Source organism: Arthrobacter sp. zg-Y1116, assembly GCF_024385485.1.
Taxonomy (GTDB): domain Bacteria; phylum Actinomycetota; class Actinomycetes; order Actinomycetales; family Micrococcaceae; genus Arthrobacter_B.
This window is the reverse complement of record NZ_JANFLR010000001.1, coordinates 1,136,575-1,153,971: the sequence shown is the minus strand read 5'-3', so window position 1 is coordinate 1,153,971 and position 17,397 is coordinate 1,136,575. Positions and strand designations below refer to the sequence as shown.

Sequence of the window (17,397 nt, the reverse complement as noted above, 5' to 3'; positions counted from 1 at the left end):
GGAAGGATGGGAAGATGGGTACGTGGCGCACCTCGACGTATCCAACATTGACTATTTCCTCTCCGACGGACGGCAGCTGCTCAACGGCGTCAGCTTCAAGGTCGGCGACGGGCACAAGACCGCTCTGATCGGCCCCAACGGCACCGGAAAAACCACCCTGCTCCGAATCATCGCCGGTGACCTGATGCCGGACGAGGGCACGGTTTCCCGGTCCGGGAACATGGGCATCATGCGCCAGTTCGTCGGGCAGGTCCGGGATGACAGCACGGTCCGCGACCTGCTCGTCTCGGCCGCGCCGCCGGCACTTGCTGCCGCTGCCCGCGAAGTGGACGCCGCCGAGCTGGCCATGATGGAGCACGACGACGAGCCCACCCAGATGCGCTACGCCACCGCCATCACCGAATGGGGCGACGTCGGCGGGTACGAGCAGGAGACCGTCTGGGACGAGGTGACCATGGCGGCGCTCGGGCTGCCCTTCGACCGGGCGCAGTACCGCAAGGCCGCCACCCTTTCCGGCGGCGAGCAGAAGCGGCTGGTCCTGGAAGCGCTTTTCGCCGGCCCCGACGAGCTCCTGCTCCTGGATGAACCGGACAACTACCTCGACGTGCCCGGCAAACGCTGGCTCGAAGGAAAACTTGCCGCCTCCAAGAAGTCCGTGCTGTTCGTCAGCCACGACCGGGAGCTGCTGGACAACGCCGCCACCCGCATCGTGACCCTGGAGCCGGGCATCAACGGCGCCTCCGCATGGATCCACGGCGGCGCATTCGGCAGCTACGTCAAGGCCAGGGAAGACCGCAACGCCCGGTTCGAGGAACTGCGCCGGCGGTGGGACGAGGAGCATCTCAAGCTCAAGGAACTCGTCAACATGTACAAGAACAAGGCCGCGTTCCGCTCGGACATGGCCAACCGCTATCACGCGGCCCAGACCCGGCTGGCCAAGTTCCTGGAAGCCGGGCCGCCGGAGGCCCTGCCGGTGGAACAGAACGTCAAGATGCGGCTGCGCGGCGGCCGCACTGCCAAGCGCGCCGTCGTCGCCGAGAAGCTGGAACTGACCGGACTGATGAAGCCGTTCAGTACCGAGATCTGGTTCGGCGACCGGGTGGGGGTGCTCGGCTCCAACGGCTCCGGAAAATCCCACTTCCTGCGCCTGCTGGCCCTGGGCGGCAGCGATCCGGACCGGGAACACGAGCCGGTGTCGGAGGTGGAGCTCGCCCCGGTGCCGCATGCCGGCTCGGTGAAGCTGGGTGCCCGCATCCGGCCCGGGTTCTTCGCCCAGACCATGATGCGCCCGGACCTGGCCGAACGGACCCTGCTGGACATCCTGCACCGCGGCGACGAACACCGCTCCGGGCTGGGCCGCGAAGCAGCCGCGGGCGCCCTGGACCGCTACGGGCTGGCCGCCTCTTCGGAGCAGAAGTTCGAGTCGCTCTCCGGCGGCCAGCAGGCGAGGATGCAGATCCTGCTCCTGGAGCTGTCCGGCGCCACCCTGCTCCTGCTGGATGAGCCCACCGACAACCTGGACCTGCACTCGGCCGAGGCGCTGGAAAAGGCCATTGACGCGTTCGAGGGGACCGTCCTGGCGGTCACCCACGACCGCTGGTTTGCCCGCAGCTTCGATCGGTTCCTGGTGTTCGGCTCCGACGGCAGGGTCTACGAGTCCGAGACACCGGTCTGGGACGAGAAACGCGTGGAGCGTGTGCGGTAGGGGACAATACTGGCGTGAACGAAAACAGTGCGCAGCCCCTCAATGATGCCGCCCTCCGCCATGAAACCGGAGTGAATAAGGCGCTCATCGCCGTCTTCGTGATCTTCGGCCTCAACGGCTTGGTGTTTGCCAGCTGGGCAGCCCGCATTCCGGCCGCCGCAGAGGATTTGGGGATCGGCGCCGCCGGTGTTGGCCTGCTCCTGCTGTTCTCGGCCATCGGATCCGTGGCCGCGCTGCCGCTGGCCGGTTCGGTGGCGCAGCGCATCGGCACCGCAGGCACCGTGCGCGCCGGTGGAATTACGACGTCGATAGCCTCCCTCGTCATAGCCGCCGGACTCAGCCTGGGGTCGATTCCGCTGACCGGTGCCGGTCTGCTGGTCTTCGGCGTCGGCATTGCCGGCTGGGATGTCGCCATGAACCTGGAAGGGGCCGACGTCGAACGCCGGGTGGGCCGGACGGTGATGCCCAAGTTCCACGGCGCCTTCAGCGCCGGGGCGTTTGTGGGTGCCATGATCGGTGCGTTGCTCTCCTGGGCGGGAATCTCGCTGTCCCTGCATCTGCTGGGCATCCTGACGGTGGTCTGCGTGGCGGTGCTGATCGTGCCGCGGAACTTCCTCCAGTTGCCGCACGCATCTGCAGGCCACGGCGCCGACGCGACGGCTAAACCCTCCCGGTTCGGTGCCTGGCGGGAGGGCAGGACGCTGCTGATCGGCGTCGTCGTCATGGGCGCAGCCCTCACCGAAGGTGCGGCAAATGACTGGGTTGCCAAGGCGACCGTGGACGGACTGGGCACCAGTGAGTCCGCCGGCGCCGTGATGTTCGGCGTCTTCGTGGCAGCCATGACCCTTACCCGCTGGTTCGGTGCCCGGCTGATCGACCGGATGGGCCGCGTACCGGCGCTGCGGGTGTGCATGAGCGCCTCCCTGGCCGGACTGCTGCTCTTCGTTTTCGCCCCGAACCTCGGTCTCGCCGCCCTCGGCGCCGTGCTGTGGGGCATCGGTGCGGCCCTGGGCTTCCCGATGGGCATGTCTGCCGCGGGGGAAGATCCGGTCCATGCCGCGGGCCGGGTATCGGTGGTGTCCACCATCGGCTACATGGCCTTCTTCGTCGGACCGCCGGTGCTGGGTTTCCTGGGCGAACACTGGGGCATACGCAACGCCCTGCTGGTGGTGGGCGCAGCCATGCTGGTTTCCATTGCTTTTGCTCCGGCCGCCGCCGAGCAGAAGGCCGAGTCCGAACCCGCCTAAAGCTGCGGACCGTTTCTGTCCGCAAAGCACGGGCGCGGGGGCCCTTCCCGGTCCTACCCTCGACCCATGTCCTTTTCACCACAGTCCACGCCGTTGATTTCCGCCGAGGGGCTGACCAAGGTCTACTCCTCGAAATCCGGTCCCGTGCATGCCCTGGACGGACTGGATATCACTGTCCCTGAAGGAACGGTGACCGCTTTGCTGGGCCCCAACGGGGCCGGGAAAACGACTGCCGTCAAGGTCCTCACCACCCTGATCCGGCCCGATTCGGGCACAGCCGCCATTGACGGCATAGACGTTCTCTCCAACCCCAAAGAAGTACGCCGGGTCATTGGAGTGTCCGGCCAGTACTCCGCCGTGGACGAAAACCTCACCGGTATCGAAAACCTGGACATGGTGGGGCATCTGTACCACCTGCCTGCCCGGCGCGCGAAGGAACGCGCGATCGAACTTATCGACATGTTCGAGCTTTCCGACGCCGGCAACCGGCCGGTCAAGGGCTATTCCGGCGGCATGCGCCGCCGCCTGGATCTCGCCGGCGCGCTGGTGAACCAACCCCGGGTCCTGTTTCTGGACGAACCGACAACGGGGCTGGATCCGCGGTCCCGGATCGCGCTGTGGGGCGTCATCACCGACCTCGTGGCCCGGGGAACCACCCTGCTGCTGACCACCCAGTACCTGGAGGAAGCGGACCAGCTGGCAGACAAGGTGGCCGTGATCGATGAGGGGAAGGTTATCGCCGAGGGGACCTCGGATGACCTGAAGGCACAGATCGGCGGGCACCGAGTGGCGGTGGCCCTGCACCGCCAGGAGGACGCTGACGCAGCGCTGACCATCCTGGGCCGGCACGGTTCGGGCGATCCGCACGTTTCCGGCGACGGCCGGACCCTGGAGGTCGCCGTCGTCGACGGTCCCGCAGCGCTCCAGCGCATCCTGTCCGAGCTGGAGGCCGGCGGCATCGAACTGCACGACGCCGGCATCCGCCGCCCCACCCTGGACGACGTCTTCCTGCAGCTCACCGGCAAGCCGACCGCAGAGGACAGCGAAACGGAGAAAGAGGAGGCACGCCGATGAGCGCGGCAGTATCCGCAACCGGCATCCGGACCGGCACCCCCAGTCTTCCGGCACGGTGGGCAGGGGACGGGTGGACCGTCACCAAACGGAACCTGATCAAGATCAAGCGGTCCCCGGACATGATCATCTTCGCCGTGCTGCAGCCGATCATGTTCGTGCTGCTGTTCAGCCAGGTCTACGGCGGGTCCATTGCCGTTGCGGGGACGGATTACACCCAGTTCCTGATGGCGGGCATCTTCGCCCAAACCGTGGTGTTCGGGTCCACGTTCTCCGGCTCCGCCATGGCGCAGGACCTGAAGGAGGGGATCATTGACCGCTTCCGGACCCTGCCGATGAGCCCGTCCGCGGTGCTGATCGGCAGGACCAACGCCGACCTGGCGCTCAACGGGATCTCCATGCTCATCATGATGGGTACCGGCCTGCTGGTGGGCTGGCGGGTGAACTCCACGCCCGGCCGGTTCGTGGCCGCCATCGCCCTGCTGCTGCTGTTCTCCTACGCCTTCAGCTGGGTCATGGCCCTGCTCGGTATGTCGGTGCGTTCACCGGAGACAATCAACAACGCGTCCTTTATGATCCTGTTTCCGATCACCTTTATCTCCAACGCATTCGTGCAGAGTTCCACCCTCCCCGGTCCGCTGGAGGCTTTTGCGGACTGGAACCCGGTCTCGGCACTCGTGCAGGCCGTGCGCGAACTGTTCGGCAACCTCGGCACCGCCCCGGTGCCGGACACCTGGCCGATGCAGAACGCCGTTGCCACGGTGGTGATCGGCGCGGTCGTGATGCTCGTCGTCTTCGTCCCGCTGGCGGTACGGAAGTTTGAGTCGATCAGCTCCCGGTAGCGGGGCGGAGCCCTTCGGAAACGAGGATCAACCATGATTGAGGCCCGCAGCCTCGCCAAGGTCTTCGGCGGCAAGACTGCCGTCGACGGCATCTCCTTCGATGTCCAGCCCGGCAAGGTCACCGGCTTCCTCGGCCCGAACGGGGCCGGCAAGTCGACCACCATGCGCATGATCATGGGGCTCGACCATCCAACCGCCGGCAGTGTGGAGGTCAACGGACGGCCCTACGCCGACCATAAGGCGCCCCTGCGGGAGGTCGGTGCGCTCCTGGAGGCAAAGGCTGTCCACCCTAAGCGGACGGCATACAACCATCTGCGGGCGCTCGCCGCCAGCCACGGCATTCCCAGGGAACGCATCACCGAGGTCATCGAACTGACGGGCCTCGGAGCGGCGGCCAACAAACGCGTGGGCGGTTTCTCCATGGGGATGGGCCAGCGGCTGGGAATCGCCGCGGCGTTGCTGGGAGACCCCCGCACGCTTATCTTCGACGAGCCGGTCAACGGACTGGACCCGGAAGGCGTGCAGTGGGTCCGGCATCTTGCCAGGGGCCTGGCCGCGGAGGGCCGCACGGTGTTCATTTCCTCGCACTTGATGAGCGAAATGGCAGTGACCGCCGACCACCTGATCGTGATCGGCCGCGGCAGGATCCTGGCGGACGCACCCATGGACCAGGTCCTCGCCGGCAGCGGGCGTGAACGCACCCTGGTGCGCGCGGACGACGTCGATGCCCTGGCGGCCGCAATAGGTTCGGACGGCGTGGAAATACGCCGGCCGGCACCGGGCCAGCTCGAAATCCTCGGGCTGTCCGCCCGCGGGATTGCCGAAGCCGCGCTGTCACGGCGGATCCTGGTCACGGAGCTGACCCCGCTGCAGGCATCCCTGGAGGACGCCTATATGGAGTTGACCCGAGGAGAGGTCGAGTACCAATCCCGGGACATCGGGCAGGGTCGGGGAAACCCCTAGTCATCCCTAAGGGGGACCCCTGATTCATCCCTTGGACCGGTCCCGTTGCGGCGCCGGCCCTCTATGGTGGAGGTAGACCCCCCAGCTTTTGCTTCCCAACGTGAGGATCACCCATGATCGAGGCATCCGGCCTCTCCAAGCGCTACGGCGGAAAAACAGCCGTCGATAATGTTTCCTTTACTGTCCAGCCGGGCAAAGTCACCGGCTTCCTGGGTCCGAACGGGGCCGGTAAATCCACCACCATGCGCATGATCGTGGGCCTGGACCGGCCCACCGCCGGCAAGGTTCTGGTCAACGGCAAGCCCTACGCCCAGCACAAGGCGCCGCTTCGCGAGGTGGGAGCCCTGCTGGATGCGAAGGCCGTGCACACCAAGCGCAGCGCGTACAACCATCTGCGGGCGATGGCAGCCACCCACGGTATTTCAACCAAGCGGATCAACGAGGTCATTGAACTCACCGGCCTCTCTCCGGTGGCGAAAAAGCGCGTGGGCGGCTTCTCCCTGGGCATGGGCCAGCGGCTGGGCATCGCGGTGGCGCTGCTGGGGGATCCGCACACGGTCATCCTGGACGAACCGGTCAACGGCCTGGATCCCGAGGGAGTGCTCTGGGTGCGGCACCTGGCCCGCGGGCTGGCATCGGAGGGGCGTACGGTCTTCCTTTCCTCGCACCTCATGAGCGAAATGGCACAGACCGCAGATCACCTCATCGTGATCGGCCGCGGCAGGATCATCGCCGACGCTCCCATCAGCGAAATCATCGCCGGAGAGGACAAGGTCCGCACGCTTGTCCGCACGGACAGCCCGCGGGAGCTGTTGCTTGCCCTGGACCGCCCCGGGGTTGCCGGTGTGGAGAAGGAAGGCGGGCTGCTGGAGATCACCGGCGCCGATCCGCGCCTGATCGCCGAAACGGCACTGGAGCGCCGGATCCTGGTGTACGAACTGACACCCCAGCAGGTGTCCCTCGAGGACGCCTACATGGAACTGACACGCGACGACGTCGAATACCGGTCTCAGGACCTGCCGCAGGACCTTGTTCCTGCGGGCGCTGCCTCCGGGAAGGGGAACTAGCACCGTGAGTACTGCTACATCAACTAACAAACACGGCGCGCCCGCCCCGACCGGCTCCGGTGTCAACTTCGGCCGGGTCCTCAAATCCGAGTGGATCAAGGTCAACACCGTACCCTCCACCGTCATCCTGCTGGCCATCACGGTTGTGGTGATGGTCGGCCTGGCCGCCCTGGCGGCCTGGCAGGTGGTGGCCGTGCTGGACATGATCAGCTCGGCGAGCACCCCCGAAGAAGCCATGGCGTTCGGCGATCCGAAGATATACACCGATCTGGTGCCTGAAATACCCGCCAGCGGCCTGTTCTTCGGCCAGCTGCTGATCGCTTCGCTGGGCGTGGTGCTGATCGCCTCGGAGTGGGGCACCGGCATGATCCGCTCCACGTTCAGCGCGGTCCCGAAGCGGATCCCCGCACTGCTGGCCAAGGCCCTGGTCATTGCCGTGATCTCCTTCGTCATCGGCGCCGGCGCCGCCTTCATTTCCTTCCTGGTGGCACAGCCAATCCTGGACAGCGGGGACCTCAGCCTGTCGCTGGATGACAACGGCGTTCTCGCCAGCATCCTGAACACCGGTACCTGCCTGGCCCTGATCGCCGTGTTCTCGATGGCGATCGGCACGCTGCTGCGCAACACCGCCGGGGGAGTGGTCACCGCCATCGGCATCATCTTCGTACTGCCGCTGGTGGTTCAGATTGTGCAGGGAATCGCCGACTGGATCCCCGACGCCGCGCGGTTCCTGCCGAGCAACGCCGGCACCCAGCTGGTCACCGCCGGGGCCACCGCCGAAGGGGCCCTGACCCAGCTGCAGGGCGGCCTGGTGTTGGCGGCCTGGGCCGTGGTCCTGCTCATTGCTGCCCTGATCGTCACCAAGCGCCGCGACGTCTAAGGGAAACCCGGACTTCGGTGAAGGCGGCGGCGGAAGAACGGCCGCCCCCGCCTTCACCGGACATCACCTCCACAACCCCCGGCAATGGTCTTGCCGGGGGTTCTTTACGTCCCGGAAGGCCGATGGTTACGCCGGGGCGGCGGGCTCTGGTTGAATCGGAGCATGTCTGACGCATTGGCCCACATAAATGACCTCGGCGCGTTTGTCAGCGCCTCACCCTCCAGCTTCCATGCGGCGCGTGAAGGCGCGCGCCGCCTGGCGGAGGCAGGGTTCACGGAAGTACTCGAGACCGGGGATTTCCCGCGCTCGTCCGGAAAATTCTTTGTGGTGCGCGACGGCGCATTCATCGCCTGGGTCACGCCTGAGGCCGCCGGCCCCGCCACCGGGTTCTCGATCTTCGGTACCCACACCGATTCCCCGTCCTTCAAGCTCAAGCCCCGGCCCACCACCGGACGGCTCGGCTGGCTGCAGGCCGGCGTCGAAGTCTACGGCGGCCCGCTGCTGAACTCCTGGCTGGACCGGGAGCTGCAGCTTGCCGGGCGGATGGTCACCCTGGCCGGCGAGGAGCGGCTCGTGGAGACCGGCCCGCTGATGCGCTTTCCGCAGCTGGCCATCCACCTGGACCGGGCCGTGAATGAGGGCTTGAAGCTGGATAAACAACAGCACATGAACCCGGTCTGGGGACTGGGGGACCCGTCCACTTCCGACCTCGTGGCTCTGCTGGCGGCCAAGGCCGGCCTGGCGCCGGAGGAGATCGGAGGCTACGACATCGTTGCCGCCGACACCCAGGAACCGCAGGTTTTCGGCGCCGAGGGGGAGTTCTTCGCCTCCGGGCGGCTGGACAACCTTTCCTCTGTCCACGCCGGCGTCGTCGCACTTATCGCGGCCGACGTCGCGCCCACCGCTCCGGTTGCCGTCCTCGCGGCGTTCGACCATGAAGAGGTGGGCAGCGGCAGCCGGTCCGGCGCTGCCGGACCGTTCCTCGAAGATGTACTGCTGCGGATCGGTGACGGACTCGGCGCGACGACGGCGGACCGTGCCCGCGCGATGGCCGCCTCCTTCTGTATTTCCGCGGATGTCGGCCACGCCGTCCACCCCAACTACGCGGAGCGGCATGATCCCGCCAACCACCCGGTGCTCAACGGCGGGCCGCTGCTGAAGATCAACGCCAACCAGCGTTACACCACCGACGCCCCCGGCATGGCCCGCTGGGCGAGCCTCTGTGCGGCCGCCGAGGTGCCGTACCAGGAATTCGTTTCCCACAACTCCGTCCCCTGCGGCTCCACCATTGGACCCCTGACCGCAACCCGGCTCGGCATCCGGACCGTAGATGTCGGGATTCCCGTACTTTCCATGCACTCGGCCCGGGAAATGGCAGGCGTGCAGGACCCCCGGCGCCTGGCCGCAGTGGCACAGTTGTTCTTCGCGGCGGGGGTGGCCTGACCCGGACGGAAGGGTCGGCGGATCCCGGCGTGTCAATCCCGTCCCGGGAAATCGGATAGGATAAGAAAGTCTGTGCTGTCGGCTTCGGCCGGCAGATTCCCCCCGCTGCGGATCAGCTGCATGCCGAGGGGAGACAACGCAAAAGAACCTCCTGTTACGGAAATGCCGTGACCGTATAGCCCAAAGGAGGTGGGTTCACAAATGCGTGCTTATGAACTGATGGTAATCATCGACCCCGAGGTCGAAGAGCGTACCGTCGAGCCTTCGCTCGACAAGTTCCTCAATGTTGTCCGCAACGATGGTGGAACCATCGACAAGGTAGACATCTGGGGCCGTCGTCGACTGGCCTACGAAATCCAGAAAAAGACTGAAGGCATCTACGCGGTGGTTAACTTCACCGGTACGCCTGCAGCAGCAGCCGAGCTTGATCGCCAGCTGAGCCTCAATGAGACCATCATGCGCACCAAGATCATCCGCCCGGAAGAGCAGAAGATCTCGAAGAAGGATGCCAAGAAGGCCGCTAAGGACGCTGCAAAGGTTTCCGCAGAATAATTTCGGCAACCCGTACTGATATCAGGAGGCTTTCATGGCAGGCGAGACAACAATCACCGTCGTCGGTAACCTAACCAACGACCCGGAACTGCGGTTCACTCCGTCCGGTTCGGCAGTGGCGAACTTCACCATTGCCTCGACCCCGCGGACCTTCGACCGTCAGTCCAACGAGTGGAAGGACGGCGAAACGCTGTTCCTCCGCGCGTCTGTCTGGCGTGAAGCTGCTGAAAACGTCGCCGAGTCCCTCACCAAGGGAACCCGCGTAGTTTGCCAGGGCCGCCTGAAGTCGCGTTCGTACGAAACCAAAGAAGGCGAAAAGCGCACCGTAATGGAGCTTGAGGTCGACGAAATCGGCCCCTCGCTGCGTTATGCCTCTGCCAAGGTCACCCGCACCCAGCGCTCCGGCGGTGGCGGCGGCGGCTTCGGCGGCAACAACGGCGGCGGTGGCGGTGGCGGCTTCGGCGGCAACTCCAACTCCGGTTGGGGCGGCGGCCAGCAGCAGCCCGCGCAGTCCGCACCGGCTGACGATCCCTGGGGCGCCCCTGCGGGCGGCAACTCCGGTGGATGGGGCAGCGGCCCGGATTCGAACGATCCGCCCTTCTAAACCTCTTCATCCGAAGAGCGGCGACCCCCATTCGGGAGAAGCGGCCCTTCACCCGGCGCCTTCGGGCGCCATCCTCAGACGGCAACCGCCGTCGAGCCCATCCCGTGGAAAATGTATCCACGGGCTCCACTAGACATAAGGAGCTCCACGATGGCTAAGGCTGAACTTCGCAAGCCCAAACCAAAGTCCAATCCCTTGAAGGCCGCTGACATCACTGTCATCGACTACAAGGACGTAGCATTGCTGCGCAAGTTCATTTCCGACCGCGGAAAGATCCGCGCTCGTCGCGTAACTGGCGTCACCGTGCAGGAACAGCGCAAGATCGCCCAGGCAATCAAGAATGCCCGCGAAGTTGCTCTCCTGCCTTACTCCGGCGCTGGCCGCGGCTAAAGGAAAGGAACCTAACTCATGGCAAAGCTCATTCTGACCCACGAAGTAACCGGTCTCGGCGCTGCCGGCGACGTCATCGAGGTTAAGGACGGTTACGCACGTAACTACCTCCTGCCCCGCGGCTTCGCTCTGACCTGGACCAAGGGTGGCGAGAAGCAGGTTGAGTCCATCAAGGCTGCCCGCGCTGCCCGCGAGCACGCTTCCCTGGAAGATGCTCAGAAGCAGGCTGCTGCTCTCTCCGCCAAGCCGGTCAAGCTGACCGTCAAGGCCGGCGAGTCCGGACGCCTCTTCGGTACCGTCAAGCCCGGCGACGTTGCCGCTGCTGTCGAAGCCGCCGGTCTCGGCGCCATCGACAAGCGCAAGGTTGAACTCCCGACGCACATCAAGTCGGTTGGTTCCTTCCAGGCCAACGTCCGCCTGCACAACGATGTTGCAGCTGTCATCGACCTCGAGGTCGTTGCAGGCTAACGTCTGACGCAGACACCAAAGCACCCTCCTGCCTTCGGGCCGGGGGGTGCTTTTTTGTGTGGGGAACCGCTGATCCGGCCGCCGTTCAGCATGCCCCGGCAGCAGACGTACGCAATCCATGCTCCGTTGAGACTGCTGTTGTGGATATCGCGGGGGGTATTTGTGGATTTCGGCACTCTTAGGCCTGTTTTGAGCTGCTGTCAACACGGCACCGGCAGCCGGGCGCGGCGGAAAAATAGTTTGTTTACACAGGTGTGGACAAGCGTTTGCCCTAGTCAGAGCCCCTTTTGTGGAAAAAACTAAGATTTATCCACATGCTTATGCCCAGCCTGTGCACAAGACACGCCGCGTTATGCACAGCCTGTCCACAGGACCTGTGGATAACTCGTTTGTCGGTAGGGCGAAGGAGGCATACGGTTGCGGTGAATCCCTTCTTCAGACGCATGTCCGCCGGCTCGGATCCGTCAGCACGCCGCCGCCGTTCCGGCGATAGTCAGTGCGGGCTGATAGAGATAAGCAAGCCCTCCGGCAGGGCAGGGATCGAAACGTCTTAGCCTTTATGGAAAGGGTCACAGTGTCGCTCACGCATACGGACTCCCCGGCATCAACATCAAGTCCGGACTTCGCGAGGACACCGCCGCAGGACCTGGTTGCAGAACAATCGGTGCTTGGCGGCATGATGCTCTCCAAGGACGCCATCGCAGACTGCGTGGAAGTCCTGCGCGGGCTGGACTTCTACCGCCCTGCACATGAGGCCATCTACGAGGCCATCATTGATCTCTACGGCCGCGGGGAACCGGCCGATGCCGTCACCGTTTCGGATGAACTCACCAAGCGGGGCGAGATTGGCCGGATCGGCGGACCGGCCTACCTGCACGAGCTGATCCAGTCCGTTCCCACCGCGGCCAATGCCGGCTTCTATGCCGAAATCGTGCGCGAGCGGGCGGTTCTCCGCCGCCTTGTTGGTGCCGGCACCAAGATTGTCCAGTTGGGCTACTCCAACGAGGGCATGGAAGTGGATGACATTGTCAACGCTGCCCAGGCCGAAATCTACGCCGTGGCCGAGCGGCGGACTGCTGAAGACTACGTGCCCCTGAAGGACATCATCGAGGGCACGGTGGACGAGATTGAGTCCGCCGGGCACCGCGGCGAAGGCATGACCGGCGTGCCCACCGGCTTCTACGAACTGGACGAGCTCACCCAGGGCCTGCACCCGGGCCAGATGATCGTTATCGCTGCCCGTCCGGCCGTCGGCAAGTCCACCTTCGCGCTGGACTTCGCCCGGTCCGCGGCCATCAAGAACAACATGACCACCGTCTTCTTCTCCCTCGAAATGGGCCGCAACGAAATCGCCATGCGCCTGCTCTCAGCTGAAGCGACCATCGGGCTTCAGGACCTGCGCAAGGGCACCATCAAGGACGAACAGTGGGGCAAGATTGCCACCACGATGGGGCGCATGAATGATGCGCCGCTGTTCATCGATGACAGCCCGAACATGTCCCTGATGGAGATCCGTGCGAAGTGCCGCCGCCTGAAGCAGCGCCACGACCTCAAGCTCGTGGTGCTGGACTACCTCCAGCTGATGTCCTCGGGCAAGCGCGTGGAATCCCGTCAGCAGGAAGTCTCCGAGTTCTCACGTGCCCTGAAGCTGCTGGCCAAGGAGCTCGAAGTCCCCGTGATCGCGTTGTCGCAGCTGAACCGAGGTTCGGAGCAGCGCACCGACAAGAAGCCCATGGTCTCCGATCTGCGTGAATCGGGCTCCATCGAGCAGGATGCGGACATGGTCATCCTGCTGCACCGCGAGGACATCTACGACAAGGAATCGCCGCGCGCCGGCGAGGCCGACGTCATTGTGGCCAAGCACCGTAACGGCCCCACCAAGACCATCGTCGTAGGGTTCCAAGGCCACTATTCACGCTTCTCGAACATGGCGGTTGAGGGCGGCAGCGGCTTCTAGCCGCCGCGTCCACCCCTCCACCGCTTTCCCCCACCGCCGCAGGAGATCCAGCATGCCCAAGTCCAAGCCCCGCAAGAAAGCCGTTTCCAAAAAGAAGCAGGCCCGCCGCGCCGAGCATGAAGTCAATGCCCTGCTGCGCGGCGAAACCGCCTACTTCAGCGATGAGGCAGAGGCACTGCTGACCGCCCGCGGCTGGATCAGCGAGCGGGACCAGCCCGGCGGCCCTGACCAGGGCGACGCCTGGTACTGGATGCCGTCCCAGCTGCAGGCGTACCTGGAGGAAGGCGAACCCGTCCCCACCTCCATCTACCCGTCTTCCGAGAGCACCTTCGTCAGCCAGCTGGCGACACCGGACGGCTCCGTTCCCCCCGTGGCACAGACGGAGTACGACTCCCTGGCGGAACTTGAGGCGGACCTGGACCGGCTGCAGGCCTACCGGGTGCCCGACGGCGAGTGGACTGTCCTGGGCGGAGGCCCGTCCGCTGAAGAGACCCCCGGCGATCTCATTGACTCGATTACCGAGGAATGGGAGCTCATTGCAGAGCTCATCCACTTCCCGTACAGCAGCGACGCCGGTGCGCGTTCCTTTGCTGTCGTGGAGCAGGCCGTGCAGGACGGCAGGCTTACTGAGTACGCCTACCGGTCGATCCTCGCCGGCCGCGCCGGAAAGTAGGCGCCCCCGGGGGAGTAGGCGCCCCCGGCCGCGCCTAGCCCCGGTTTGAAGCGCCGGGGCCGCCCGCCGGCTCTCCGTGGGCGTCGTGGCTGGACGCCAGCTGCCACGGCACGGAGGCAACCATGATGGCCGGCTCGAAGTGGAGCCGGGCCTTGATGCGCAGGGCGGTCTGGTTATGCACCAGCTGCTCCCACCAACGGCCCACCACGTACTCCGGAATGTAGACCACGAACAGTTCCCGCGGCGCGTTTCGCCGGGCATCGCGCAGGTACGCCAGCACCGGGGAGATGGTCTCGCGGTACGGCGAGGAGAGGACCGTCAGCGGCACGGGAATCTGCAGCCGCTCCCAGTCAGCCAGCGTGCGGCGGGTGTCCTCCGGATCAAGATCCACAATGATCGCGTTCAAGCTGGAGGGACGGGACGCCCGCGCATAGGCAATGGCCCGCAGTGCCGGCTTGTGGACCTGTGAAATCAGGATCACCGCATTGACCCGGGAGGGCAGGGCCAGGCCGTGGTCGTCAGCGCTGAGCGCCAGCTCGCGGGCAACCGTGTCGTAGTGGACCCGGATGCTGTTCATGATCACGTAGAGCACGGCCATGGCCAGCAGGGCAATCCACGCGCCGTGGGTGAACTTGGTGATGATGACGATGAGCAGCACCAGTGCCGTCATGCCGAAGCCGAGGGAGTTGATCGCCCGGGAACGCTGCATCCGGCGTCGTACGTCCTTATCCCGCTCGGTGCGCAGCTTGCCGGTCCAGTGCCGGATCATACCCAGCTGGCTGGCGGTGAAGGAGACGAAGACCCCGACAATATAGAGCTGGATCAGCTGGGTGACATCGGCGTCGAAGGCCACGATGAGCACCAGGGCGCCCAGACCGAGCGAAATGATGCCGTTGCTGAACGCCAGCCGATCCCCGCGGGTGCGCATCTGGCGCGGGAGGAACCCGTCCTTGGCCAGGATCGAGGCCAGCACGGGGAAGCCGTTGAACGCGGTGTTGGAGGCAAAGACCAGGATCAGCCCGGTGGCGGCCACAACAAGGTAGAACGCGATGCTGCCGTCGCCGAAGATGGTCTCCGCCAACTGGCTGATCACCGGATGCTGCACGTAGTCCTCGCCCACGGGTGAACCGTTGGATGTGAGCTGGGTGGCCGGGTCCTGGGCGACGTGGACCTTGGTGAGGTTGGCCATGGCGATGATCCCGCCGATCATGGCCGCGGAAATCACGCCCAGGAGCAGCAGGGTGGTGGCGGCATTGGCGCTCTTGGGTTTGCGGAACGTGGGGACGCCGTTGCTGATGGCTTCAACGCCGGTCAGTGCGGCTGCGCCGGAGGAAAAGGCCCGCAGCAGCAGGAGGACGCCGGCAAGTCCTACGAGCCCTTCGTCGAAACCGGATTCCCGCACCAGTTCAAAGGATGCCGAGGGGGCCTGGCGGAGGTCTCCGCTGAGGAACTGGAGGAAGCCGGTGAGGCACATGCCCAGTACGGAGAGCATGAAGATGTAGGTAGGTACGGCAAACAAGGCGCCGGCCTCCCGGATGCCGCGCAGGTTCACCAGGACCAGTACGGCCACCCCGATCACGGCGATGGTGGCCTGGGTGCCGTGCAGCGCGGGGATGGCCGTCACGAGGTAGGACGCCGCCGAGGACATCGACACAGCGACGGTGAGCACGTAGTCCACCAGCAGTGCGGAGGCGACGGTCAGGCCGGCGGGCTTGCCCAGGTTGGTGCTCGCGATTTCGTAGTCGCCGCCGCCGGATGGATAGGCGTGGACGTTCTGGCGGTAGGACGCCACCACCGTGAGCAGGACGACAATAACGGCCAGCCCCACCCAGGGGGACAGGGTCACGGCAGCCACGCCGGCCAGCGCCAGGGTAAGGAGAATCTCATCGGGCGCATAGGCAGCAGATGAGAGGGCGTCCGAGGCGAAAACCGGGAGCGCAATCCGCTTGGGGAGGAGGGTGTGCGAGAGCCGTTCGTTGCCGTAAGGACGCCCGACCAGAATGCGTTTGAGCGCATTGAAGAATGTGAGCACGAGGACCAACGTTAGACGGGTCCGCCTGCACTGTCCAGAAGCGGAAAAACGCGGCGCTGCGCCCTTCAAGGGCCGGGGCGCGACTGGGTCCCCGGCACCGTCCGGAACCCGGGCGCCGGTATCGGCGCGATCACCGGAGCATGATCTAGGACACGTTGAATAACGGTATGGCTGTTGCACATGGGGTGGGAACGGGTCTCGGCAAGAAGCTGTAGGCGGCGGACGTCCGCACGGCGTCTGCCGGCGTTCTTTTGATGGCGTTCCTCACTGCTTTGAGGGTGACCCGGATCACGGAAAACGCGTCCTGGGCCCCGAAAATGAATACGTGACGGAATCTACAAAAACGGGTGTGGATTGTACTTCTGCCGCTTATCTACGCGGATCTGGAAAAGATAACGATTCGTGCATATTAGATATCGATTTGATCTCGATAAAAGACTCCCTTACGTTGGTTAAGGCCCTGATCGAGGGCTGGACCGCCTGACTGAATCGAAGTCGGCGGCGGCCGCTACTAATGCTGGTGCGGCCTCAAACCAGTAAGCCTGATGCCACGCGTCCACTGCACGTCGCCGCTGCGTGGCATCCAAGAAGACCTCTATCAATATGGGGAAGGCGACGGCGTGCAGACGCCCGGGGACGGGATGAGCGCAGGTGGAACCCGTGGGAGCACAAAACTTATGAAGAACCAGAAGATCCGTCGTATCGTACGTCGCGGCCTGGCTACCGCCGCCATCACCGGTGCTGGCGCTGCCGGCCTCGCCGGCCTGGCCGCTCCGGCAAACGCAGCCTCCATGGACTGGGATGCCCTTGCACAGTGCGAGAGCGGTGGAAACTGGGCTATCAACACCGGCAACGGTTTCTCCGGCGGGCTGCAGTTCACGCCCAGCACCTGGGCAGCCTTCGGCGGTACCGGCAACCCGGCAGACGCCAGCCGCGAGCAGCAGATTGCCGTCGCTGAGCGTGTCCTGGCTGAGCAGGGCCCCGGCGCCTGGCCTGCCTGCACCGCCAAGCTGGGCATGACCGGCGCCACCGCCAACCCGCAGGCCGCCCAGCCTGCTCCGGTTGAGCAGGCTCCTGTCACCGAAGCCGCTCCGGTTGAGACCTACACCGAGCCTGCTCCTGTGGTCGAAGCCGCTCCGGTTGAGACCTACACCGAGCCCGCTCCGGTTGAGACCTACACCGAGCCTGCTCCGGTGGTCGAGGCCGCTCCGGTCGAGACCTACGTACAGCCGCAGACCGTTGCCCCGGCACCGACCAGCGTCCCGGTTGAGGCCGTTGCTCCGGTACAGACCCCGGCTCCGGCCCTGTCCGGCGAGACCTACGTCATCCAGGCCGGCGACACCCTCTCCGGGATCGCCGAGAAGCTTGGCATCGAGGGCGGCTGGCAGGCGCTGTACAACGCCAACCTGGACACCGTTATCCACCAGGACCTGATCTTCACCGGTCAGACCCTGCAGCTGCCGGCCTAGTCACGGCAGCGTGAGTCTTCGGTAGCTGTTCCGC

General features: G+C 65.3%; 16 protein-coding genes. 15 read left to right on the top strand and 1 reads right to left on the bottom strand.

All coding sequences use genetic code 11. The annotated features are described in order from the left end of the window. The first annotated feature begins 22 nt into the window (after window positions 1-22). From NNX34_RS05475 to NNX34_RS05410, 14 genes are all read left to right on the top strand, one after another. Entirely contained in the window at window positions 23-1,705 is a 1,683-nt protein-coding gene (locus tag NNX34_RS05475; RefSeq protein WP_255765740.1) for an ATP-binding cassette domain-containing protein, read from the top strand. A gap of 14 nt (window positions 1,706-1,719) precedes the next feature. Further along, the gene (locus tag NNX34_RS05470; protein ID WP_370646958.1) at window positions 1,720-2,952 is read left to right on the top strand and encodes an MFS transporter; all 1,233 of its coding nucleotides are present in this window, start codon (window positions 1,720-1,722) and stop codon (window positions 2,950-2,952) included. 66 nt (window positions 2,953-3,018) lie between these two features. After that, window positions 3,019-4,026, top strand: a complete 1,008-nt coding sequence (locus NNX34_RS05465; RefSeq protein ID WP_255765491.1) for an ATP-binding cassette domain-containing protein — start codon at window positions 3,019-3,021, stop codon at window positions 4,024-4,026. Further along, window positions 4,023-4,865, top strand: coding sequence for an ABC transporter permease (locus NNX34_RS05460; RefSeq protein ID WP_255765490.1), 843 nt, complete (start codon window positions 4,023-4,025; stop codon window positions 4,863-4,865). The genes NNX34_RS05465 and NNX34_RS05460 overlap by 4 nt, the downstream gene beginning before the upstream one ends. A 33-nt stretch (window positions 4,866-4,898) precedes the next feature. Further along, window positions 4,899-5,828, top strand: a complete 930-nt coding sequence (locus NNX34_RS05455) for an ABC transporter ATP-binding protein (protein WP_255765489.1) — start codon at window positions 4,899-4,901, stop codon at window positions 5,826-5,828. A gap of 113 nt (window positions 5,829-5,941) precedes the next feature. Beyond that, window positions 5,942-6,895: an ABC transporter ATP-binding protein gene (locus NNX34_RS05450; protein ID WP_255765488.1), complete on the top strand. Its 954-nt coding sequence runs from the start codon at window positions 5,942-5,944 to the stop codon at window positions 6,893-6,895. Window positions 6,896-6,899: 4 nt separating this feature from the next. Further along, complete coding sequence (locus NNX34_RS05445; RefSeq protein WP_255765487.1) at window positions 6,900-7,775, top strand: ABC transporter permease subunit; 876 nt, start codon at window positions 6,900-6,902, stop codon at window positions 7,773-7,775. A 162-nt stretch (window positions 7,776-7,937) separates the two neighbouring features. Continuing rightward, window positions 7,938-9,218 carry a M18 family aminopeptidase gene (locus tag NNX34_RS05440; RefSeq protein ID WP_255765486.1) on the top strand — a complete coding sequence of 427 codons (1,281 nt, stop codon included), beginning with the start codon at window positions 7,938-7,940 and terminating at the stop codon, window positions 9,216-9,218. Between the two features lie 201 nt (window positions 9,219-9,419). After that, window positions 9,420-9,770, top strand: a complete 351-nt coding sequence (gene rpsF / locus NNX34_RS05435) for a 30S ribosomal protein S6 (RefSeq protein ID WP_227920298.1) — start codon at window positions 9,420-9,422, stop codon at window positions 9,768-9,770. A gap of 34 nt (window positions 9,771-9,804) precedes the next feature. Further along, window positions 9,805-10,374 carry a single-stranded DNA-binding protein gene (locus NNX34_RS05430; RefSeq protein WP_255765485.1) on the top strand — a complete coding sequence of 190 codons (570 nt, stop codon included), beginning with the start codon at window positions 9,805-9,807 and terminating at the stop codon, window positions 10,372-10,374. Window positions 10,375-10,524: 150 nt separating this feature from the next. Beyond that, the gene (gene rpsR / locus NNX34_RS05425; RefSeq protein WP_003800144.1) at window positions 10,525-10,764 is read left to right on the top strand and encodes a 30S ribosomal protein S18; all 240 of its coding nucleotides are present in this window, start codon (window positions 10,525-10,527) and stop codon (window positions 10,762-10,764) included. An 18-nt stretch (window positions 10,765-10,782) separates the two neighbouring features. Next, a complete protein-coding gene (gene rplI, locus NNX34_RS05420; RefSeq protein WP_146359901.1) occupies window positions 10,783-11,232 on the top strand; it encodes a 50S ribosomal protein L9 in 450 nt (149 codons plus the stop codon). A 574-nt stretch (window positions 11,233-11,806) separates the two neighbouring features. Beyond that, window positions 11,807-13,189, top strand: coding sequence for a replicative DNA helicase (gene dnaB, locus NNX34_RS05415; RefSeq protein ID WP_229951200.1), 1,383 nt, complete (start codon window positions 11,807-11,809; stop codon window positions 13,187-13,189). Window positions 13,190-13,241: 52 nt separating this feature from the next. Then, window positions 13,242-13,862 (top strand): cell division protein CrgA, encoded by a 621-nt coding sequence (locus NNX34_RS05410; protein WP_255765484.1) that lies wholly within the window; start codon window positions 13,242-13,244, stop codon window positions 13,860-13,862. Between the two features lie 34 nt (window positions 13,863-13,896). Here NNX34_RS05410 and NNX34_RS05405 read toward each other — a convergent pair whose 3' ends face one another. Continuing rightward, window positions 13,897-15,894: an APC family permease gene (locus NNX34_RS05405; RefSeq protein WP_255765483.1), complete on the bottom strand. Its 1,998-nt coding sequence runs from the start codon at window positions 15,892-15,894 to the stop codon at window positions 13,897-13,899. Window positions 15,895-16,571: 677 nt separating this feature from the next. Between NNX34_RS05405 and NNX34_RS05400 the strand changes: the two genes are divergently transcribed. Next, window positions 16,572-17,363, top strand: coding sequence for a transglycosylase family protein (locus tag NNX34_RS05400; protein WP_255765482.1), 792 nt, complete (start codon window positions 16,572-16,574; stop codon window positions 17,361-17,363). Window positions 17,364-17,397: the final 34 nt, after the last annotated feature.